Source organism: Marivivens marinus (assembly GCF_035969385.1).
Lineage (GTDB): Bacteria > Pseudomonadota > Alphaproteobacteria > Rhodobacterales > Rhodobacteraceae > SELP01.
Window position 1 is genome coordinate 20,260 of sequence record NZ_JAYKKJ010000006.1, and the last position, 20,311, is coordinate 40,570.

Below are 20,311 nucleotides of genomic sequence, written 5' to 3' on the forward strand. Positions count from 1 at the left end.
GCCCCTTGACCCGTCACCATGGGTCTTGACCCATGGCTACCCGAGGATTGCCCGGGTCAAGGGGCTGTCGGGGTCGGCCAAAGGTTCGATCACGTCGAAATGATGCCGTCCGGGGTCGATCACACAGTCGCAGCCCCAGTGCGCCGCCAACCCTTGGGCCTGTTCGATGAACACCGGGCGTTCGTCCGCGCCGACCCAGACCGTCGCCCGGACATCTACCCGACCATGTCGGGTCAGGCTTTCGGGGTCCGCCGGTTCAATCCGCAGCTCCGCGTTCATCGAGGTCCGCCGCAGCGGGTCAAGGTCCGCCACCGGCGAAATCGGAACCACCTGTTCCACCCGGTCGCGCCAGACCGGCGCGCGGTCATCGCAGATCATCCGACCGACAAGGTGCCCGCCCGCCGAATGCCCGGCCAGTCGGATCGGGCCGTCCACCCGCGCGGCCACCACCCCGATCCCCGCCTCGACATCCTGTGTGATCTGTCCGATGCGCACCTCGGGCGCCAGCCGGTAGGACGGCATCGCCACGACCCAGCCCCGTGCCAGCGCCCCCACCGCCAGATGCGACCAGAAACTCTTGTCGAACCGCAGCCAGTAGCCACCGTGGACAAAGACCATCAGCCCCTTTGCCGGGCCATCCGGATGGAAGAGATCAACCCGCTGGCGCGGATGATCGCCATATGTCAGGTCCAGTTCGGACCGCGCATGGCTGGCCCGGAACTCCGCTGCCAGTCCCGCCCATTTGTCGGGATAGTCCATGCCGCCCGGAATATAGGTCGCGTTTGCATATGCATCGTCCAGCTCTGCCATTAGTCTTCGTCCCCGTAATCCTCTGCGCGCCCGAATCTCTGGACCTCGGCCCAGCGACGTGCAAGAGATATGATCAAATTTTCCCGGAGGACAGAATGCTTGACCAGAAGACCGACCTCTCGTCGCTATTGAAGAACCCCGGCCTCCTGCGTGACAAGGCCTATTTGGGCGGTGAATGGGTTTCCGCTGCATCCGGCAAGACCTTTGGCGTCACCAACCCGGCCCGTGGCGATGTGATCGCCGAGGTGGCCGACCTGTCGCGGGACGAGGTGGCGCAGGCTATCGACGCGGCCTATGTCGCGCAAAAGGACTGGGCCAAGCGGACGGGCAAGGAACGTGCCCAGATCCTGCGCCGCTGGTTCGACCTGATGATGGCCAATCAGGACGACCTTGCCACGATCATGACCGCCGAACAGGGCAAGCCGCTGGCCGAAGCCAAGGGCGAGATCGCCTATGCCGCGTCTTTCGTGGAATGGTTCGGGGAAGAGGCAAAACGGATCTACGGCGAAACCATCCCCGGCCATATGGCCGACAAGCGGATCACCGTCATCAAGCAGCCCATTGGGGTTGCCGCCGGGATCACGCCGTGGAACTTCCCCTCGGCCATGATCACCCGCAAGGCGGCGCCCGCGCTGGCCGCCGGCTGCGCCTTCGTGCTGCGCCCCGCGTCCCAGACACCGCTGTCGGCGCTGGCGCTGGCGGTTCTGGCCGAGGAAGCGGGCCTGCCGAAGGGCCTCTTGTCCATCGTCACCTCGAACGACGCTTCGGGCACCGGCAAGGAATTCTGCGAAAACCACAAGGTGCGCAAGCTGACCTTCACCGGGTCCACCGAAGTGGGCCGCATCCTGCTGCGTCAGGCCGCCGATCAGGTGATGAAATGTTCGATGGAACTGGGCGGCAACGCGCCGTTCATCGTGTTTGACGATGCCGACATCGACGAAGCGGTGGCCGGGGCCATCGCCTGCAAGTTCCGCAACAACGGCCAGACCTGCGTCTGCGCCAACCGGATCTACGTGCAGAAGGGCGTCTATGACGCATTCGCGGCCAAGCTGAAGGTCGCGGTCGAGGCGCTGAAGGTTGGCGACGGCCTGACAGAGGGCACCGCCCTTGGCCCGCTGATCGAAGCCGCGGCCGTGGAAAAGGTGCGCCAGCACCTGAAGGACGCGCTGGACAAGGGCGGCCAGATCCTGACCGGCGGCAAGGAACACGAACTGGGCGGGCAATTCTTTGAACCGACCATCGTGACCAACGCCACCAAGGACATGATGGTTGCCAATGACGAAACCTTTGGCCCCTTCGCGCCCTTGTTCATGTTCGAGGACGAAGATGACGTGATCGCGCAGGCCAATGACACGATCTTTGGCCTTGCGTCCTATTTCTACGCCAAGGACATCAGCCGTGTGACCAAGGTGTCCGAGGCGCTGGAATACGGGATTGTCGGCGTCAATACCGGCATCATCTCGACCGAGGTCGCGCCCTTTGGCGGCGTCAAACAATCCGGTCTTGGCCGCGAAGGCAGCCACCACGGGATCGAGGATTACCTTGAAATGAAATACATCTGCACAGGCATCTAGGCCCAGGCAGACCGATCCACGCGGGCGCGCCTTCGGGGGCGCCCGTTTTCGTTTCAGGCGGCGGGCCGTTGCCCCTGTTTACCGAATAGTAACCAAGTGCTTGGCCTGTGGCAGATGCGTTGCTAACCTGCCCCCTGGAACACCTGTCGGAAGCCGATGCGCCATACCCTGCCTCTTGCGCCCCAGTTCTATGTGACGGCGCCGCAGCCCTGCCCCTACCTTGAGGGCCGGATGGAGCGGAAGTTGTTTACCGCGTTGCAGGGAGAACAGGCCGAACGGCTGAACGATCATTTGTCGAAACAGGGGTTTCGCCGGTCGCAGAACGTTCTGTATCGCCCGTCCTGCGCGGATTGCGCCGCTTGCATGTCGGCCCGGATCAGGGTCGCGGATTTTGCGCCCTCCAAGGGGCAGCGACGGGTCATGCGCCGCAACGCCAACCTGACGCGGCAGGCCCGGTCGCCATGGGCCTCGGACGAACAATATGACCTGTTCCGCCGCTATCTGGACAGCCGCCACGCAGAAGGCGGGATGGCCGATATGGACATGTTCGAATTCGCCGCGATGGTCGAAGAAACCCCGATCCGGTCCCGGTTGATCGAATATTCGGACCCTAACGCCCCCCGCCGCGATGACCTAACGGCCGTGTGCCTGACCGATATACTCGATGACGGGCTAAGCATGGTCTATTCCTTCTTCGATCCCGAGAAGGACAAGGACAGCCTTGGAACCTTCGTGATCCTTGATCACGTCCAGATCGCGCACGACCTGGGCCTGCCCTACGTCTACCTTGGCTACTGGGTGCCGGGCAGCCCCAAGATGGGTTACAAGGCAAACTTCTCGGCGCTTGAGGTGTTCCAGCGCGGAGAGTGGCGGCGGATGACCGACCCGGCGGAATTCGCCGATGAAACCCACCCGCTTTCGGTCGATCCCATCGCGGAACAGGTGGCAAAGATCACCCTGCCCGACACGCGAACCGTCCGCTAACTGCACCACGGTTCTGTCTCGCGCGTTCCGGCGTCTGGCCGGGAGTGAAGGCGTCCAATGTGAACAGCGCCCGGATCATGCGGCGGTTTACGCAGTCTGCTCCAACCTTGACCTAGACCGATTGCCGACACGGTTGCACCGCTGTCCTCACACTTGGCGAGGACGCAACATCGCGCGACGGTGTCAAAGCACCGCCCGGCAGCAATTCGAATGTCGAGAAAGCGATTCCACTACCGCTGCATTTGTTTGCTTCGACCCTCCTGATCGGGATTTTCGTGCCCCCGCACAACGGCAGCAACACATCGACAGAAGCCGGCACAACGCTTGATAGTATCCGGCCCTTGTCGCGGACGACCGGGACATAAACCCCGCTCAAACCAAAGGTATACGCCCCCTTTCGGCGACATCCGGAATTGCCCCCTTACAGAACCGGGCCGGAAATTCATGTCCCTTTTTCGAGTTTCACGAATATTTGGTGCAGCATCAGGCGTTCTTAAGACTCTCCCAAATCTACTCACTCTCGGCGGTGTTATCGTTGCCGCTGTCGCATCTGATCCGTTCGGTCTGGTTGACGCGGCACGTTGGGTTCGGGGGTGAACCAGGCGAAAGCCAAGAGCATGGGGATGCTTGAAGATGAGATTTGTAATGTTGACCGACCGTCGGGTGGGTGACCCGAGAGTTACGTCTGTTGCTGCCCGCAATATGACGGCCGCCACGGCCACGATGCCTGTGCCGACCTCCGTCTGGTCGTCCGATGACGGCTTGGAAAAGTGGTCGGTGTGGGCCTTTCAACCCCTAATCGACGCGTTGGAGAGATAACAATGGCTACCTACAACGTTGTCCTCGACGCCAGCAACAGCAATAACTTCACGTTCAGCACGCTGGGAAATGGGACCGCTGACACCATCAATATCTATATCACTGAAGGATATGCTGGCGAGGGTGGGATCGCCGCAAACTTTCTGGCCGATGATATTGATACAATCAATTTCATCATCGATCCAGCCTATCGCCCCGCAGGCAACGCCAGCTTGTTCTATTCGGGTTCCAGCGATCCCGCTTATCTGGTGCTCAGCGGATCGCCCACGTACTATGTGGAATTGAACTCGGGGAACACTGGCCCTTATGGAGGGTATTTTACCGGGACGACTAACATCTCGTCAGGACCGCCGCCGTCTTGGTACGTGCCGCCGAAAGACTACACCGTCGAAGGCACGGGGGGGTATGATGTCATCACGACGTCCTACACAGGTGACCCTGAAGGGGATCGGGTTGACAACTCGGACGCCGCAAACGGGTCGCAGGACGATCTAATCTACGCCTACGGTGGCAACGACTACATCGACTCCCAGCTTGGCAGAGACACTGTCTATGGCGGCACCGGAAACGACATTATCCATTCGGGAGCCGGAAGTGACAGGGTCTTTGGCGACTCCGGCAACGACACTATCTATTCCGGGGCCGATAGCGATACCGTCTATGGCGGCACCGGAAACGACACGATGGACGGCGGTACCGGCACTGACCGGCTGTATGGCGACAGCGGGGATGACCGGTTTCTGCTGAACAACAGTTTTGGTGCGGATACCATCGTCGGTGGCGAAACTTCGGAGAGCACGGGCGATGTGCTGGACATGTCCGGCCTGACCGTTGGTGTCACCGTTGATCTGACGTCCAGCAACCCGGAATCAGGGACGATCAGTGACGGGGCGTCCACGGCAACATTCTCTCAGATTGAGAACATCATTCTGGGCGGCGGACGTGATACAGTCGTGTTGGCAGACGGATCGGGGGCGGATTCCGTCCTGTCCTTTGACATGACCGACAGTGGCGATGGCACCACCAACGACCAGTTGGATGTGTCCGGCTTGACGTCGGATGGTGGCACGACGCCCGTGAACACCAGTGACGTGGTCGTGACCGACACCAATGGAGACGGCACCGGCGACGCGATCCTGACCTTCCCTGGCGGCGAAAGCATAACCTTGGTCGGCGTGAGCCCCTCTCAGCTTGACACTACGGAAAGCCTGGTAGCCATCGGCATTCCGGCCGGGCAAGACTATACGGTTTCCGGCACTGCAGGCGACGATCTTATCGACGGCGCCTATACCGGTGACCCCGAAGGCGACATGGTCGATGCCAATGATGCCGCTGACGGATCGAATAACGATGTGATCGAAGCAGGCGCCGGGAACGACACGGTTCTTGCGGGTGCGGGCGACGATACCATCGACGGCGGCGCGGGCAACGACACGCTGACCGGCGGTGCTGGCGATGATGTGTTCGTCTATCAGCCCGGCGATGGGGCGGATGTCATCACGGACTTCGGTGCTGGTAACACCGGCGCGATCAATGATGGGGATCAGCAGAACAACGATCTCGTCGACCTGTCGGCCTTCTACAATTCCACGACGCTTGCCGATGTGAACGCGAATGGGGGCAACTTCGCGACCGAATTGGGAATGCTGCGTGCGGATGCTGCAGACGGAACCCTTGACGGGATCATCGACGGCGTCGACTATTCTGCCCAGATCGGCGACATCAATCTGACGCTCGAAAATGCCGGGGTTGCCTTCACCGGAACGGATCTGACGTTCGACAATACGAATGTGGTCTGCTTCACCAGCGGCACCTTGATCGAAACCGACCGCGGGCCGGTCCCGATCGAGGATATCAGCGTTGGCGATCTGGTTCTGACAAAGGACGATGGGTTGCAGCCGGTCCGCTGGATCGGATCAAGAAAAGTTGGGGAGGACGTGCTCTGCCAACACCCCAACCTGCGCCCGATCCGCATTGCCGCGCGGTCACTGGGCTGCGGGCTACCAAAGCGCGACCTGCTTGTGTCGCCACAGCACCGGATGCTGATCCGATCCCAAATTGCAGACAGGATGTTCGGCGAAAACGAAGTCCTGGTCGCAGCGAAACATCTCACCGCATTTGACGGCATCGAAATCGCCGAAGACCAACCCACGGTCACCTACTGGCATTTCATGTTCGATCGACATCAGGTCGTCTTTGCCGAAGGTGCGGAATCTGAGAGCCTCTATGCCGGCAAGGAAGCCTTGTCCTCCATCCCCATCGAGTCGCTTCGGGAGATTCACACACTCTTTCCCGAAGTCTCGGAGGGCAAGGTCCCTTCACCAGCCCGCAAACTGGTGAAGGGTCGGCAAGGACGTCGGTTGGCAGAACGTCACCACACCAACCGACGTCCGCTTTTTCAATCAACCTTGCCCAAACCAGGCGACAGTCACGAGGTCCGGATATGATCACCTCATGCCTGTTTGGGGTTGGAGCGATGATTGGAACCATCGCCCCGGCCAATCAGACCCGGATCGAAGATCTGTCTGTTGGTGACCATATCTATGATCATCTGTCCGGTCGGGACTCTCCGATCCTGGACATGACGGTGCGCACCTACAGCGCAGAAGAATTCGCAGAGCACGGTTCTTATCAGGTCTGGGATTGCCCAAATCCCGATGGCAGCTGGTTCTTGATGGCCGTTCCAAGGTTTCCCGACGGACCCAGCCGTGGCCCCGATGGTGCACTTCCCGTGCCCGCCGGGTCGCCACGGCTGGCCGATGGGCTGATCTTCTATCGATTCAGCACTCACCGGACGCTCACCTGTGCGGTTGGAACAGGTTATCAGATCGTTCCGTTCCATCGCCCCAACACATGGGGAGACTACCCGACGGCGCGTTCGGACGTGGCAATGCAGGCCGGATCAGGGCGACGCTAAGACAGCCTGGCCGAGACGAAGCCGGCGGATCACATCAACGAGGATGGCATGTTTGTAAAGGGATCCTTCGTTCAGACGAAGTCTGACGGAACCAGAAAGCCTGTCGAATTGCTAAGGGCCGGAGACACTGTCTTTGATCCGATCTCATGGCAGTCAACCCGTGTTGTCAGGGTCTTGTCACGGGCAATTGCGCTTTCGCGATCCGAGAAATGGCGCGGCGGCGAGCTGTTTCCCGTCGAATTCGAAGTCGGCGACCTGGGTCCGGGATTGCCGGACCGCAGAATGCTTGTATCTCCTCAACAGCCAATCGTTGGCCGTGTCGATGTGACGCCCAAAGGCAGGCAGCTGGTTTGCAGGAGGGCAGCCGACATCACGAACCGACGGGCGACGAAAGAGGGGACCGTCACCTACTATGCTATCTTTCTTGCCGATAACCGGCCGTTCATTGTCGATGGACTAACCTGTATGGGGCTTACGGACGCCGAACTTGCATCAACCGATGAGATAGAGGCAAATCAGGGGTGTGAGGTATCGTTTTCCGCTGCTACGGCGGAACTGGGTTGGAAGTGTTAGGGCATCAGACCTACATGGGGTTTCAGGCTGGAACCTGACATTTATCGCGAATGGGGGTCATCTTGGCCCGATGGCAAATCTTGCGGAATCTCTCCGACCACCTGAACAACAATGAAGAAAAAGAAGACACCGATTGGCAGGAACAGCAGGTGACACCAGATGAAGATACTGCAGGCAATCGAAGATTCCGCGGCGATCCGGTTTCGGCGTCGATATCTTGAAGCCCAGAAGGCCTCTGAAGGCGGGTTCGGTGTCCTGATCGACCTGTCGTTTCGGCTTAGTGTCACTGTCGCAACATCACGCTATCTTATCGCGGGCGCATTGGCCTGTGTGGTTTCGCTATTGTCTACATCCCCTCTGGGACTACACGGCAAACCGTTTCTTGTCGGGTTCCTGTATCTTTTCTCTGCCATTCTTGTTGCGGTGGTGTTGTCATGGGCTCTGATGATCCCGGTCTATATGATCCGGATTCGTCGTTGGATCGGCGACACCACGACACTCGGTTTCAATATTGTGGTTGTGTCCTGTGCGGCATCGTTCGGCCTGTACTATCTGGGCCCATTCTTCGATTCAGGTTTGAATTTCCGGTTTTGGGAGCTTCTGATTAGGGTCGGACCGATGATCACCCTCATCCTTTGGCTGGGGTTCTACTTCATGCGGTTTCCGATCGAACTTCTCTTGTCCCAAAGGGATGGCAAGAAGGGGATATTGGGCGCGTCAGGTGTCATTTCCGACGACAGCCTGGTTTCGATGTCAGCGCAGGAACACTATGTCGAGGTCATGACAAACGCCGGGCCGGAGCTAATCCGGATGACGTTGTCAGAGGCGCTGAACAAGATCGATCCGAAGCTGGGCGTCCAGATCCACAGGTCGCATTGGGTGGCCTTATCCGCGATTGCAACAATCGAATCCAAAGCCAAAAGGTTGATCCTGACGGATGGGCGGAGCCTGCCCATTTCACCCAAGCGCCTATCCGAACTTGAACTCGCAATTTCTCAAAGTGACGACAAACGCGCGAACGCAAAGCTCTTTGCAGGGGATTATGCGGGCTCGGTTCTGCTGCAAGAGCTGGAGAGAAGAAACACAACGCTTCGCAAGACCCTGGATCTGATGATGATCGACATCTACCGGGGAAAACCACCCGACCGGCGGACAGCGCTCAAGATCAGCAAACTGCAGATGCAAATCTGCGCGAGCGAACCTCTCTACATCGTATTGGCGTCGGTCGCGACGCTCTTCCCGATCTTCCTGGGATCATACGGGACATTCTCTATTCCGTTCTATCAGGCATTGGTGTTCTGGTTGGTCTATCTGGTTGTCGCAGCGCCAATCACGCAGGGCCTGAACTTTGCGGTCTATTACATTGGCGTCCGACGCCGGATGACCGGGCTTGCTGTCTCTGCCCTCTTGTTTCTTATTGAAGGGCTGGCATCGACGTTCCTTCTCTATGGGCTGCTCGACTTTGCTTTTGACGGGCAATTGGCATCCTTGGGACTGGTCGCGACAGGGGTTTTTGCCAACTGCCTTGCAATCTACACCTATGTTCATTTCGAAGTGGCGGCGCATCGCTCGATGACGAGTTGGCAATCAAAGCTAAGCTACCCGCCACTGGTTATCTTGCTTCCCTACGAATTGCGGGGAGAACTCGTGTCGGTCTCCGCAAATGGCCGATATGTCGAGGTTACAACGACAGCGGGGACAGGATCATTGCGCATGCGCTTCGGGGATGCCCTTAAAAAGCTCGGCCCGACGAAGGGCATACAGCTTCACCGCTCCCATTGGGTCGCTGCCGACCATATCACTTCGGTGCAAAGGCAGGAAGGCGGCACTGTGGTAGTCACCTCGACGAACCAATCGCTGCCGATTGCGTCAGCGCGGATTGCCGAGGTCGAAGGGCTCTTGGGTGCCTGACCCAACTGGCGGCGACACCTCATCATGTGGACCGCAACAATAGCCCTTCCTGATCAAGCGGTTAGAAGGTAGGAACGGATCGTCGCCACGACACTTCGCTAAACGGGTAAAGAGTTTGGATCGCGTCCTGGGGTTCTGACCCTAGAGTAGACCGGTCGCGGCCAGTTCGGTTTCAAGTGTCACATCAGCGATACCATCGAAATCCAGATCGACGGATACCACGGCTTGAACGGTGTAGTCCGTGTTCGTGTCGGCATCGACGCCGGTCAGCCCCTCAAACCCGATGGCGATCCCTGCGGTCGTCACATCGAATTCAGCGGGATCAAGCGATTGCTGGTTCACCAGATCGCCAAGGTCGTTGAACACGAAGATATCGGCGCCCAGAATATCCATGTCGGGCGCGCCCGCGCTGGACATCTGGTCCGCAAGACTCAGGATATCTGCGACGGTTTCGACCCCGCCGGTATTGTCCAGCGCATCAAGGTAGGTCGTGTCGACCGTCGTTCCGACGGCAAAGGCATGAATTTCGTCGCCTTCGGCCGCGTATTCGGCGGCAATCCCCTGAAGCTGGGCCACATCTTCGAATAGCGTGTCGACGAACCCGTCGGACAGGAAATAGATGATGTTCTCTGCGTCCCCGTTCTGTGCTTCCCAATTCGCGATCTCCGCCTGAAGATCCCAAAGGGGCGGGGCAAAGGCCGTGGTTCCCTGCGCCTCCAACCCGGTGATCGAAAAGCTGATCCGGGTCACGTCATCCGCACCGATCCCATCATCTGATGGATCAATGGTGATCGGCACAAAGTTGTTCAACCCGTTGTTGAACGGGGCCAGCGTAATCGTCAGGTCACCGGGGGCAAACCCCATGTCCAGATAGGATTGCATAACGTCGAGCATCGCGCTGATTTCATAATCCAGCACCGTGTCCGACAGCCCGTCACCGTTTACGTCGCCGACGCTGGGCTGTCCGGCTACCGGTTCAAGGACACTGCCCGAAACGTCTACTGCGAAAATCAGGTTCACCTGCTCTTTCGGCATCTCGCCCAGGGTCAGACGAATTTGCCCATCCAGCAGTCCGTCGTCGGTCAACATGGCCGTGGTCAGCGCCGCGTTCACGACCGTCCCGTCGGCGGCAATCTCGGTATCGGTTGCGGTTTGATACATCGGGTCGAACTGTCCTTCACCCTGAACTTCGACCGAAACCGTGGCAGTCGATGTGTTGATGCCATCCGAAACGGTGTATTCGAAGGTCACAACCTCGACCTGCCCGTCGATCAGGTAGTCAAAGTCCGATCCCGGCTCAAATCGAATCGTGCCGAAGGCGCCGATCGAAACGCTGCCCAACTCGGGCTGGGTGACCGAGATGATCTCGAGCCCGGTCGGGTCGCTGTCGTTGCGCAAGACCCGCAGTGTCGATCCAAAGCTTTCAAACCCCCAGAAGAAGTCGTCGACCGCCACGGGACCGGATGACACGCCTTCAACGGTGATATCGACGGTGGCTGTGCCCGTGTCGCCATCCGCGTCGGTGACCGAATATTCAAAGCTCACGATCTGGGTTTCGCCCGCGCCCAGCCCTTCAAAATCCGATCCTGGATCAAAGGTGAAGGTGCCGTCAGCATTCATGACAACGGTTCCCGCATCAGGTTGGCCTGTCACCTCGACCGAGGACACAAGATCCGGCACGCTGTCGTTTTCAAGCACGGACGCCCCGTTCAAAACCGCATCACTGGACGTGGCATAGCGGTCGTCCACCACCGTCACCGCGTCATCTTCGGGGCTGATTTCGACCCCATCGACAAGGATCACGAGGTTCTCGAATTGCTTGACGACCAGATTAAGCGTTTCAAAGCTGAACCATTCGCCTGTCGCTTCGCCCTTGGCGTTCAACCCGACGGCCCGCGCCGCAAGATAGGCGTCAATCTCGGCCTGAAGCGTCGCGGCGACCGAGGCCCAGTCCGATCCGGAAAAGGACAGGACAAGCGTATCTTGGCCACTGCCCCCCATATAGGTCTTTTCGCCCTCCTGATCGGTGGAATAGTTATAAACGACCGTGTCGTCGCCGACCCCGCCTTTGATCAGGATCTCCCCGTCGCTGGTGTCGATGATGGTGTCGTCACCGGTCTTTCCATCAACCAGCTTTTCGTCATCTTCGATCAGGATGAAATCGTCGGCTAGAAGGTCGAGGTTAAGGGACATGGGGCAGCTCCGGGCTATTGGCGGCAGGTCGATTCCAACCTTGCTAGCCAGCCGCGCGAACGCGGACATCATCAATATTGATTATGCAGGCCGGTCTTTCTGCGAAAAAAACAGCTCTGCGATATGCACCATCACGTCGTCCGGGCGAGTTTCCAACAAGAAATACCCCGCCCCCGAAACAGATGTCAGCCGGATCCGCTTCGGGTCCACACTGGCGAACGCCTCGATCGCGGCAATAGGGTGAATCTGGTCCGCGTCCCCGTGGATCAGGTGAACCGAAAGATCGTGCGCAAAGGCATCGTCGCGCCAGTCCTGGAACAGGGTTTCCATATCTTCCGTCAACGCGCCAAGCCCCAACAGAGAGGCGTTGCGCAAGCTGGCGTCGAACTCTGTCAAGATCTCGGGGTCGCTTTCCGCCTCTTTCAGATCGGAAGTCCCGCGCATCTGTAGACAGATGAAACGCCGCGCGCCAAGGGACACCATCGCCCGGATGCCCGACACCGTCAGGAACCGCGCCATCGACCGGGACACGGTGAGCGTCTTGAGGATCGAGGCGATCCAACCGGCCGATACCCCGTTCGGTTGGGCCATGCCCGGTGGTGGGCTGGCGGATACGAAGGCCAGTGCCGATACCCTGTTGCCCAGCCGGGCGGCCAGCCGGTGGGTCACCGGGGCTGCCGCGCCGACCCCGACCAATGGCGCGTTTGACAGGCCAAGATGGTCCATCGTCATCGCGAAATCAGCTGCGGTCGCGTCCAGCCGCGTTGTATCAGGCGAGGCAGGCGGGTCCGTTCGCCCATATCCCGCCCTGCAAACGACAACGAACCGCAACCCGGCGGAGTCCGCCGCGCGCTCAACGGCAGAAGTGAAGGTGTATCTATAGGGGTCGTGCACCAGTAATACGGTCCGACCGGATGTGGCGCCAAAGGTCGTCACCTCCACCCCGCTGCCATCGGGGCGCAACAGGTTCAACGTGCGGCGCGTGGGATGCCGCAAGCGCAGGTCCATCGCAACAAGGCCACTGTTGAACCGGGCCAGCGAAATGACCGTGTTGAGAAGATCAACCTGCGTGTCGACTCCAACCTTGGCAAATATCGCTCGGAACTGGGCCCGGACTGTCGCCTCGCTTCGGCCCCGGCTTGCAGCAATCTGGGTCACCGACGAGCCGTCGACGAATTGGTTCAGCACCTCGCATTCCGCCGCGCTTAGCCCAAAGGTGGCGCCGATCCGGGCCACAATTTCCACCGAAAACTCTGGCCGGATCACGAACAAAAGCGCGACCGGCGCCCCGTCACCGGGGCGAACAAAGGGCGACAGGGCAAGGGTTACCGTTCGGTCCGTTTCCGCCTCGACTGCACGCAGGTGATGTGGGTCCTGCGAGTTCCGGGTCAGGTTCCGTTCGACCTCTCGCAGAAGGCTGTTGCCGCTTGCCGGTTCGAACGGCAGGTCCGACACGACATTTGCCGCTTCCGCCCCCGGAATGCGCCGCGCGGCAACGTTCCCTTCCAGGATCGCGCCGTCGGACCGGACAAGATAGGCCGCCACCTCCATTTCGTTGATCATGCGGGTGATTTCCGGGGCGACTCGCGAATGGGTTCTACCTTGGGTCATGCCCGCGACGGCCGACATTGCGCGCTGGTCGATCTCGGCCCGATCGGTCAGGTTTTCAAGCGGCCCGCCCTTCAGAAACCTGCTCCACAGGTCTATGAATTCATCAAACTCGACCGATCCGGAACGCGCTCCGTCCAATTGGCGCAGTATGTTCTGCAACGCTTCCTTGGAGTTTTGATCGGGCATTTTCAGATGATCCGGGTCGCATTGCCCCCGGTCTTGCCAAGGGCCGACCCATGCAAACAGAGCGCCCCATGTTTGGCAATGACAATTACCGGGCGGGAAAGTTCGGAACGGTTCTGCACGGGATCGACCCCTTACAGAAGTGCCCTCGCGCGGATCCAGAAGAGATGCGCAGTCGAGATTTGCGGCCGATCAGGGGATCTTTCCACGGCCTCCAAGATCTTTACCTTACTCCGACCGTCGGCACAGGCGACATGTGACAAGACATAGACCAAGCGACAGTCCGGCAAATGCACCATAGAGGTTCGGAGCATCTTACCCGGCTCTCAGGTTTCCATGTCCTTTGCCGCGAAATGGTCGGATATGTCTTGTGCGGACTTCAATCCGAGCAAGTCCGTCCTGTTCGTTAGGACCTCGGCGTAGAACGGAATGTTCAAGAGACGCTCTTCCCGTGGTTCGGACACCTGCATCGCGTTGTAGCCTGTCTGGTGGAAATAGGTGACGTAGGCGCGAACCTGCGCGGCCCGACCGGAGAAGCCCAATGCCAGAAATACCTGATGCAGTTGCTGAATCCGGAACCCCTCGATTTCCTTCAACACCTCGGCCGTGCGCTTTGAACTGTGCGCCCAGTCGCGGATCGCGTTGTCGTATTGCGGTATGTATTGGTCCTCTTTCAGCAGCACGCCGACGTAGGCGAGGTATTGGTCCCAACCGTCAGCGCCCGCAGCTTCGATCGCCTCGGTGAAGGGCGCGGTATTGCGCTGCGCCCAGTCCTGGCGCACCCCTTCCAGCAACTCTTCAAGGTTGGAGAACTGCCAGTAGAACGCACCGGTTGTCGCGCCTAGTTCTTCTGCCAATTGGCGCAGGCTGATGCCGGTGATGCCCTTCTCGATCAGCGCTTTTCGGGCAGCCGCGATCCAGCTTGCCTTGTCCAGGTTCCGATCTTTCTTCGATTTTCGTTCTGCCATGCCTGCTCCAGTTGCCGGACAGGGGCACGTCCGGAAAAAATCATTGACTCACCTAAAGGACATAACGCATGTTACGCAACATACGTAACACTTGTTATGTTAAACTGCCAAAGAACAACCCAACTAGGAGGATGGAGATGTTTCGAAGCTTTTTTTCGGCTGTCGTGTTCGGAACCGCGCTCGCCGCTACAGCCGCTTCGGCGGAGATTGAACTGAAATTCGCCACTGATTCCGGGGACCGCGAGTCGCCCTCTGGCATCGCGCTTGCGGCTTGGGCAAATGCCGTGATGGAAGGCTCAAACGGTGAGATCGACGTCAAGATCTTCTACCAGAACGAACTCGGCGGTCAGCTCGAGGTCTTCGACCTGTTCGTCGCCGGTGAGGTCGATGCCATGATCTCTTGGCCATCGACCTCGTATGACAAGCGGATCGGGATTCTGAATACGCCCTATATGGTCACCTCGTGGGAAGAGGCGCTGGACGCCTACAAGCCGGGCGGCTGGGCCAATGGCGTCCTGAACACTGTGTTCAATGACATCGGCCTGAAGTATTTCGGCGCCTGGCCGGAAGGGTTCAGCGGCGTTGCGACCCGTGGCGCCTATGCCACCGACGTGGAAGGTGCCGCGAACATCAAGGTGCGGACACCGCCGCTGTTCCCCTTCCCGCAGATCCTTGAATCGATGGGCTACCAGACCGCTGCGATCGACTGGGGCGAGGTCTATACCTCGATCCAAACTGGCGTGGTCGATGGCGACGCCGGCAATGTGATCTACTGGGATTACGAGTATTTCGGCGACGTTCTGGACTACTATGTTCGCACGAAGCACACCTTCGTGACCGGGAACCTGCTGGTCAACCTCGAGACCTATGAGGGCCTGTCCGACGAACACAAGCAACTGATCGAAGACGCCGCTGTCGCGGTCATGGAGGCCCGTTTCCAGGCCGCCCGTGACGAAGACCAGCACTACGTCGATCTGGCCGTGGAGTCGGGTATGGAATACTTCGAACTGACCGACGAACAGATTGCCCCGCTTGCCGAGAAGGTTCGTGCCGAAGTCTGGCCGCAGATGGAACCCGATGTCGGCAAGGACATCATGGATCTGATCCGCGCACAGGTGAACTAACTTGTTTGCGGCCGGGGCCCGAAGGTTCCGGCCGCCCCCCTTTCATTCATGCTGCGAACCGGGAGTGACGCGACATGGTCGATCTTCTCAGAAAGCTTGATGCCGGGCTGATCGGTATTCTCAACCTCATCGTGATTGTGACAAGCCTTGCGATCACCGGGCTCATCCTGTTCCTCGTTCTGGCCCGTTTCGTATTGGGCTGGTCGGTCGTTGGCGTGCTGGAACTCGCCACGTTGTCGGCGATGTGGCTTTACATGTGTGGCGCCGTCGTCGCCGCCCGCAATCACGAACATCTGGTGGTTGATTTCCTCGCCCTGTCTTTGAAAAACCCAAGGCACAAGGCGCTGCACACCTTGGCCGTCTCTGTGATCATGGTCGTCCTGAGCCTATTCTTTCTGAGCCTGGCAAATGACATGGTCGCCTGGTCGATGAAGCGGCCGCAAACGACCGCCGCGCTCAGCATTCCCCTCATTATTCCGCAATCCGCGGTGGTCCTCGCGGCCGTCCTCTGCGCGGTCTACGCCGTCCGGGACGCCATCACCGCCACTGCGGCGGTGTTTGGCAAAACCGATCAAGACGCAGGAAAGGTCTGACCCATGGAAGCGCTTTTCGGCATCCTTCTTCTCATGGCCCTGATGATTTTCGGGGTTCCAGTCGCATGGTCCTTCGCAGGCGTCCTGATGTTTCTGGTCTGGGCCTATGACGTCAGCACCACGACCTTGCTCTTGCAGGGTTTCCGGTCGCTCGACTCGGTTATTCTGCTGGCACTGCCGCTGTTCGTCCTGGCGGGCTATCTCATGCAAAGTGGCGGGGTTGCCGCACGCCTGATCAGCTTCATGTCCATGGCGATGCGTGGCCGCAAAGGCGGCCTCGGGGCTGCGCTGATCGGCTCCTCCGGGGTCTTCGGCGCGATTTCTGGTACGGCCACCGCCGCCGTAGCCTCGATCGGGACCATCATGGGCGACCCGCTCGCCGCGCGCGGATATCCCCGTGGCTACACCAGCGCCCTTTTAGGGGTGTCATCCCTGCTGGGCATCCTGATCCCGCCGTCGATTACCCTGATCCTTTTCGGGGTGGTCACGCGCCAATCCATTACTGCCCTTTTTGCTGCAACGATCGTCCCGGGCCTGCTGCTGATGATCGGCCTGATGATCTTCAACAAGATCATGACCGCCGGGATGCTGGTCGACACGCCCGAGCGCATGGCCGCGATCTCGGCACAGAAATCCCCCCACGGCCCCATGCGCGCGACACTTCAGGCGCTGCCGGCCCTGATGATGCCGGTCGTCATTCTGGGCGGTATCTATGGGGGTGTCTTCACCCCGACCGAGGCTGCCGCCGTTGCCCTGTTCATGGCGATCCTGATCGGGTTTTTCATTTACCGCGACCTGACCCTGTCCCGGTTCCGTCAGAGCCTGATCGAAGCCGGGGAAACCACCGGTACGATCATCCTGATCCTGCTGTTCTCTTTCATGATTGGGCGCATCATGGTGGCCGAAAGCGTGCCGCAGGAATTGACCGAAGCGGTGACGCACCTCACGGAAAACACGATTCTGATCCTCTTGTTGGTGAACGCGTTCCTGATCTTTGTTGGCATGATCATGGACGACCTTTCGGTAACCGTGGTCATCGCCCCGCTGATGATGCCCTTGATGGTGCACCACGGTGTCGACCCGGTCCACTATGCCTCGATCGTCGCCTGTTCTGTCGTCATCGGCGCCAACAGCCCCCCTGTCGCGCCAATCCTCTATATGGCGTGCCGCATCGGCAAGGTCTCGATCCATGAAGCGATCAAACCTGCCCTGCAGATCATCTTCTACGTGGCACTCCCGGTGATGCTTCTCGTCACCTTTGTTCCAGAGCTGTCGCTTTTCGTCCCGCGCCTGCTCGGCCTTCATTGAGAACAGGGGGCAAGAATGACACTGCTTACTCTCGCTCTATTTCAGGCTCGACCGGCGTTTCATTCCGCTGATGAAGCGCTCGCGACTTTGAATTCGGCGATGTCGCGGGCGGCAGCGGCGGGTGCCGACATGCTTGTCACCCCCGAATTGTACCTGTCCGGTTACGGCTCGGCCGCAGCCGCGCGGGGCGCGGCCCAGGACCTTGGGTCACAAACCCTCCACGCCGCCGCACAGATTGCAGCGGAACATCGCATAGGTATGGTTCTGGGATATCCAGAGAGGTGCGGTCGCGCGCTCTATAACAGCGCCGCCGTCTTTGGCCGGGACGGTCGCCTGATTAGCAACTACCGCAAGGTCGCCTTGCCGAACGACTTTGAAAGGGACTGCTTTGTGCCTGGGATCGGACCGGAAGCGTTCGAATTCGAAGGCGTCCGCTGTTCGGTCCTGATTTGCTATGACATCGAATTCCCCGAGCTCGCGCGCCGGGCCGCTTTGTTGGGAACAGAGCTGTTGTTGGTGCCCACGGCACTGCGTGCAAAGTGGCGGTTTGTCTCGGACGCCATCGTTCCGTCACGGGCCTATGAGAACGCGATGTTCGTCGGCTACTGCGATTTCGCGGCGGAGGCCTCCAATTCGCAGTTCAGCGGCGCCAGTTCGATCTGCGCGCCGGATGGGCAGCACCTGTGTCGTGCGACCGGTCCCGAGGACCTGATCCTGGCGACCATCGACACAACCGCCGTCCAACAGCGCAAGTCCGACTTCGACTTCTTGCAGGACCTCAAAGGGATCGGCTGCGCAACTTCGCCGATCGCGAAAATCGCTTGATACCCCGGTTGCCCAGAAAGCATCACCATGGCCCATGCCCGCCACAAACCCGCGATACCGCCGCTTGACCGACCGACCGGCTGGCGTCCGGCTGATGAAATCATACCGGTCGACGAAACCTCCGCGATCGGGGGCCAGTATGACTGGCTCGTCGTTGGGGCCGGGATCACCGGCCTGTCCGCAGCGCATCGGCTGGGCGAACTGGTGCCGCAGGACCGCGTGCTGCTGGTCGACGCACGCCCCGTCGGCTGGGGGGCGTCAGGGCGAAACTCCGGGTTTCTGATCGACCTGCCGCACAAGTTCGATCTGGATCACCCGGATGCGGCTCGACTGCGCAAGATCATGGACCTGAACCGCAGCGCGATGGCCGTCCTGCAGGAACAGACAGAGGTTTTGGGGATCAACTGCGACTGGTCGCCAGTTGGCAAGCTGCAGGGCGCCGTGCGCCAGCGCGGAACGGGCATGATGCGCAAATTCTGCGAGGCTCTCGACAAGATCGACGAACCCTACGAAGTTCTCGACCGTCAGGGTTGCGCCACGATCATGGGGACCGACTACTATGCCGGTGCCGTCTTCACCCCCGGCGCCGTGCTTGTGGATCCGTTTCTTCTCGTGCGGGGCCTGGCCCGGCGACTGCCGGAAAACGTGACATTGCGCGACGATGCGGCGGTTGTCGCGTTTTCCGAAAGAGCCGAGGGATTTGCCGCAGAGCTGCGACTAGCCGATGGCACCTCGGCATCCATTTCAGCCAGAAAGGTCATCCTGGCGACTGACCCCTACACACCGGAATTCGGCTATATGAAGGATCGGATCCTTCCGACGATCACCTACGCAAGCATCACGCGGGCGCTGACACCCGCCGAACGCAAACGCTACACCGGCAAGATGAACTGGGGGCTGACCCCGGCTGATGCGGGCGGGACGACGCTCAGGATGACATCCGACGGACGGCTCCTGATCCGCAATCACTACGGCTTTGCCCCGAACTACAAGGCGTCGTCCCGCGATCTCGGCAAGGTGGCCGAAGCCCATCGGGAGGGCCTCGACAAACGCTTCCCCGCTTTGGCCAACGTCCCGATCACATCAACCTGGGGTGGGGTTGTCAGCCTGTCGCGAAACCACGCGACCTTCTTCGGCGAGATGGCGCCGGGGGTCTTTTCCGCGAACTGCTACAACGGTGTGGGAATGACACGCGGGACAAGCTCGGGCCGTCTTCTGGTCGACCTCGCGGTCGGCAGACCGTCGCGGGCGCTGGACGACATCCGCGCCGTCAGCGGCCAACCGTCCACGATTCCCCCAGATCCGTTCCGTTCGCTCGGAGTAAGCGGACGCATGAAACTGGTTGAGTGGGAAAGCCGTTCTGAAATCTAGAAGGCCGTGAGGAACAGAACAAATGACCGTGATCCGTCACAATATCGGGGCCCGCATGAGCCAGGCCGTGCGCGCGGGCAATTGCGTCTTTCTCGCCGGACAAATCCCGGATGATCGCACCGCTGACATTGTCGGCCAGACGACCGAGACCCTTGGCAAGATTGACAGGCTCCTTGCCGAGTTGGGAGGCAGCAAGTCAGACCTCGTATCGGTTCAGGTGTGGCTGAGCGACATGAGCGATTTCGCCGGGATGAATACCGCTTGGGAGGCCTGGCTGGATCCGGAAAACCCGCCAGCAAGGGCGACCACAGCCGTGTCGCTGGCCAGTCCGGGTGTGCGTGTGGAGATCATTGCGATCGCCAACATTCAATCATAAGCCCATTGCACGGACATCAACGCGTCGTTCTGTTGACTAGACTTCCAGGTGGGAAGATCACCCAGCGCATTCATCAGGGTCAGAGAAAAATGGGCCGAGTGAGCGAATATCCGAGCACGCACGGCTGAATCGCTGTTCAGCGTCATCGCCAAACCCCTTTGAGAACAAAAA

At 59.7% G+C, this 20,311-nt stretch carries 17 protein-coding genes; 12 read left to right on the plus strand and 5 right to left on the minus strand.

Annotated elements, in window-relative coordinates; translation table 11 throughout:
* Nucleotides 1-36 precede the first annotated feature (36 nt).
* Nucleotides 37-810: an alpha/beta hydrolase gene (locus U3648_RS10755; protein ID WP_420859234.1), complete on the minus strand. Its 774-nt coding sequence runs from the start codon at nucleotides 808-810 to the stop codon at nucleotides 37-39.
* A 95-nt stretch (nucleotides 811-905) separates the two neighbouring features.
* Here U3648_RS10755 and U3648_RS10760 point away from each other — a divergent pair, with 95 nt between their 5' ends.
* The 6 genes from U3648_RS10760 to U3648_RS10785 all read left to right on the plus strand — a co-directional run bounded on the left by U3648_RS10760 (nucleotide 906) and on the right by U3648_RS10785 (nucleotide 9,588).
* The gene (locus tag U3648_RS10760) at nucleotides 906-2,384 is read left to right on the plus strand and encodes an NAD-dependent succinate-semialdehyde dehydrogenase (protein WP_420859235.1); all 1,479 of its coding nucleotides are present in this window, start codon (nucleotides 906-908) and stop codon (nucleotides 2,382-2,384) included.
* Between the two features lie 156 nt (nucleotides 2,385-2,540).
* The gene (locus U3648_RS10765) at nucleotides 2,541-3,368 is read left to right on the plus strand and encodes an arginyltransferase (RefSeq protein ID WP_420859236.1); all 828 of its coding nucleotides are present in this window, start codon (nucleotides 2,541-2,543) and stop codon (nucleotides 3,366-3,368) included.
* Nucleotides 3,369-4,189: 821 nt separating this feature from the next.
* A complete protein-coding gene (locus U3648_RS10770; RefSeq protein ID WP_420859237.1) occupies nucleotides 4,190-6,634 on the plus strand; it encodes a Hint domain-containing protein in 2,445 nt (814 codons plus the stop codon).
* A 29-nt stretch (nucleotides 6,635-6,663) separates the two neighbouring features.
* A complete protein-coding gene (locus tag U3648_RS10775; RefSeq protein ID WP_420859238.1) occupies nucleotides 6,664-7,104 on the plus strand; it encodes a hypothetical protein in 441 nt (146 codons plus the stop codon).
* Between the two features lie 48 nt (nucleotides 7,105-7,152).
* Nucleotides 7,153-7,677, plus strand: coding sequence for a Hint domain-containing protein (locus U3648_RS10780; protein WP_420859239.1), 525 nt, complete (start codon nucleotides 7,153-7,155; stop codon nucleotides 7,675-7,677).
* Between the two features lie 159 nt (nucleotides 7,678-7,836).
* Nucleotides 7,837-9,588, plus strand: coding sequence for a LytTR family DNA-binding domain-containing protein (locus U3648_RS10785; RefSeq protein ID WP_420859240.1), 1,752 nt, complete (start codon nucleotides 7,837-7,839; stop codon nucleotides 9,586-9,588).
* Between the two features lie 141 nt (nucleotides 9,589-9,729).
* Here the strand turns inward: U3648_RS10785 and U3648_RS10790 are convergent, their stop codons facing one another.
* From U3648_RS10790 to U3648_RS10800, 3 genes are all read right to left on the minus strand, one after another.
* Nucleotides 9,730-11,781 (minus strand): Ig-like domain-containing protein, encoded by a 2,052-nt coding sequence (locus tag U3648_RS10790; protein WP_420859241.1) that lies wholly within the window; start codon nucleotides 11,779-11,781, stop codon nucleotides 9,730-9,732.
* 81 nt (nucleotides 11,782-11,862) lie between these two features.
* Complete coding sequence (locus U3648_RS10795) at nucleotides 11,863-13,578, minus strand: bifunctional helix-turn-helix transcriptional regulator/alpha/beta hydrolase (RefSeq protein ID WP_420859242.1); 1,716 nt, start codon at nucleotides 13,576-13,578, stop codon at nucleotides 11,863-11,865.
* A 323-nt stretch (nucleotides 13,579-13,901) separates the two neighbouring features.
* Nucleotides 13,902-14,543 (minus strand): TetR/AcrR family transcriptional regulator, encoded by a 642-nt coding sequence (locus U3648_RS10800; RefSeq protein ID WP_420859243.1) that lies wholly within the window; start codon nucleotides 14,541-14,543, stop codon nucleotides 13,902-13,904.
* Between the two features lie 137 nt (nucleotides 14,544-14,680).
* Here U3648_RS10800 and dctP point away from each other — a divergent pair, with 137 nt between their 5' ends.
* The 6 genes from dctP to U3648_RS10830 all read left to right on the plus strand — a co-directional run bounded on the left by dctP (nucleotide 14,681) and on the right by U3648_RS10830 (nucleotide 20,140).
* Nucleotides 14,681-15,667, plus strand: coding sequence for a TRAP transporter substrate-binding protein DctP (dctP, locus tag U3648_RS10805; protein ID WP_420859244.1), 987 nt, complete (start codon nucleotides 14,681-14,683; stop codon nucleotides 15,665-15,667).
* Nucleotides 15,668-15,741: 74 nt separating this feature from the next.
* Nucleotides 15,742-16,260 (plus strand): TRAP transporter small permease, encoded by a 519-nt coding sequence (locus tag U3648_RS10810; RefSeq protein WP_420859245.1) that lies wholly within the window; start codon nucleotides 15,742-15,744, stop codon nucleotides 16,258-16,260.
* A 3-nt stretch (nucleotides 16,261-16,263) separates the two neighbouring features.
* Complete coding sequence (locus U3648_RS10815; protein ID WP_420859246.1) at nucleotides 16,264-17,568, plus strand: TRAP transporter large permease; 1,305 nt, start codon at nucleotides 16,264-16,266, stop codon at nucleotides 17,566-17,568.
* 15 nt (nucleotides 17,569-17,583) lie between these two features.
* Nucleotides 17,584-18,393, plus strand: a complete 810-nt coding sequence (locus U3648_RS10820; protein WP_420859247.1) for a nitrilase-related carbon-nitrogen hydrolase — start codon at nucleotides 17,584-17,586, stop codon at nucleotides 18,391-18,393.
* A 27-nt stretch (nucleotides 18,394-18,420) separates the two neighbouring features.
* Nucleotides 18,421-19,764 carry an NAD(P)/FAD-dependent oxidoreductase gene (locus tag U3648_RS10825; protein WP_420859248.1) on the plus strand — a complete coding sequence of 448 codons (1,344 nt, stop codon included), beginning with the start codon at nucleotides 18,421-18,423 and terminating at the stop codon, nucleotides 19,762-19,764.
* A gap of 22 nt (nucleotides 19,765-19,786) precedes the next feature.
* Nucleotides 19,787-20,140 carry a RidA family protein gene (locus tag U3648_RS10830; RefSeq protein ID WP_420859249.1) on the plus strand — a complete coding sequence of 118 codons (354 nt, stop codon included), beginning with the start codon at nucleotides 19,787-19,789 and terminating at the stop codon, nucleotides 20,138-20,140.
* Here U3648_RS10830 and U3648_RS10835 read toward each other — a convergent pair.
* Complete coding sequence (locus U3648_RS10835; protein WP_420859250.1) at nucleotides 20,131-20,286, minus strand: hypothetical protein; 156 nt, start codon at nucleotides 20,284-20,286, stop codon at nucleotides 20,131-20,133. The two genes, U3648_RS10830 and U3648_RS10835, sit on opposite strands and share 10 nt — an antisense overlap.
* Nucleotides 20,287-20,311: the final 25 nt, after the last annotated feature.

Excerpts from the sequence above, each read along its gene's own strand:
- U3648_RS10755 (WP_420859234.1), bottom strand. The coding sequence starts at position 810 with ATGGCAGAGCTGGACGATGCATATGCAAACGCGACCTATATTCCGGGC.
- U3648_RS10760 (WP_420859235.1), top strand. The coding sequence starts at position 906 with ATGCTTGACCAGAAGACCGACCTCTCGTCGCTATTGAAGAACCCCGGC.
- U3648_RS10765 (WP_420859236.1), top strand. The coding sequence starts at position 2,541 with ATGCGCCATACCCTGCCTCTTGCGCCCCAGTTCTATGTGACGGCGCCG.
- U3648_RS10770 (WP_420859237.1), top strand. The coding sequence starts at position 4,190 with ATGGCTACCTACAACGTTGTCCTCGACGCCAGCAACAGCAATAACTTC.
- U3648_RS10775 (WP_420859238.1), top strand. The coding sequence starts at position 6,664 with ATGATTGGAACCATCGCCCCGGCCAATCAGACCCGGATCGAAGATCTG.
- U3648_RS10780 (WP_420859239.1), top strand. The coding sequence starts at position 7,153 with ATGTTTGTAAAGGGATCCTTCGTTCAGACGAAGTCTGACGGAACCAGA.
- U3648_RS10785 (WP_420859240.1), top strand. The coding sequence starts at position 7,837 with ATGAAGATACTGCAGGCAATCGAAGATTCCGCGGCGATCCGGTTTCGG.
- U3648_RS10790 (WP_420859241.1), bottom strand. The coding sequence starts at position 11,781 with ATGTCCCTTAACCTCGACCTTCTAGCCGACGATTTCATCCTGATCGAA.
- U3648_RS10795 (WP_420859242.1), bottom strand. The coding sequence starts at position 13,578 with ATGCCCGATCAAAACTCCAAGGAAGCGTTGCAGAACATACTGCGCCAA.
- U3648_RS10800 (WP_420859243.1), bottom strand. The coding sequence starts at position 14,543 with ATGGCAGAACGAAAATCGAAGAAAGATCGGAACCTGGACAAGGCAAGC.
- dctP (WP_420859244.1), top strand. The coding sequence starts at position 14,681 with ATGTTTCGAAGCTTTTTTTCGGCTGTCGTGTTCGGAACCGCGCTCGCC.
- U3648_RS10810 (WP_420859245.1), top strand. The coding sequence starts at position 15,742 with ATGGTCGATCTTCTCAGAAAGCTTGATGCCGGGCTGATCGGTATTCTC.
- U3648_RS10815 (WP_420859246.1), top strand. The coding sequence starts at position 16,264 with ATGGAAGCGCTTTTCGGCATCCTTCTTCTCATGGCCCTGATGATTTTC.
- U3648_RS10820 (WP_420859247.1), top strand. The coding sequence starts at position 17,584 with ATGACACTGCTTACTCTCGCTCTATTTCAGGCTCGACCGGCGTTTCAT.
- U3648_RS10825 (WP_420859248.1), top strand. The coding sequence starts at position 18,421 with ATGGCCCATGCCCGCCACAAACCCGCGATACCGCCGCTTGACCGACCG.
- U3648_RS10830 (WP_420859249.1), top strand. The coding sequence starts at position 19,787 with ATGACCGTGATCCGTCACAATATCGGGGCCCGCATGAGCCAGGCCGTG.
- U3648_RS10835 (WP_420859250.1), bottom strand. The coding sequence starts at position 20,286 with ATGACGCTGAACAGCGATTCAGCCGTGCGTGCTCGGATATTCGCTCAC.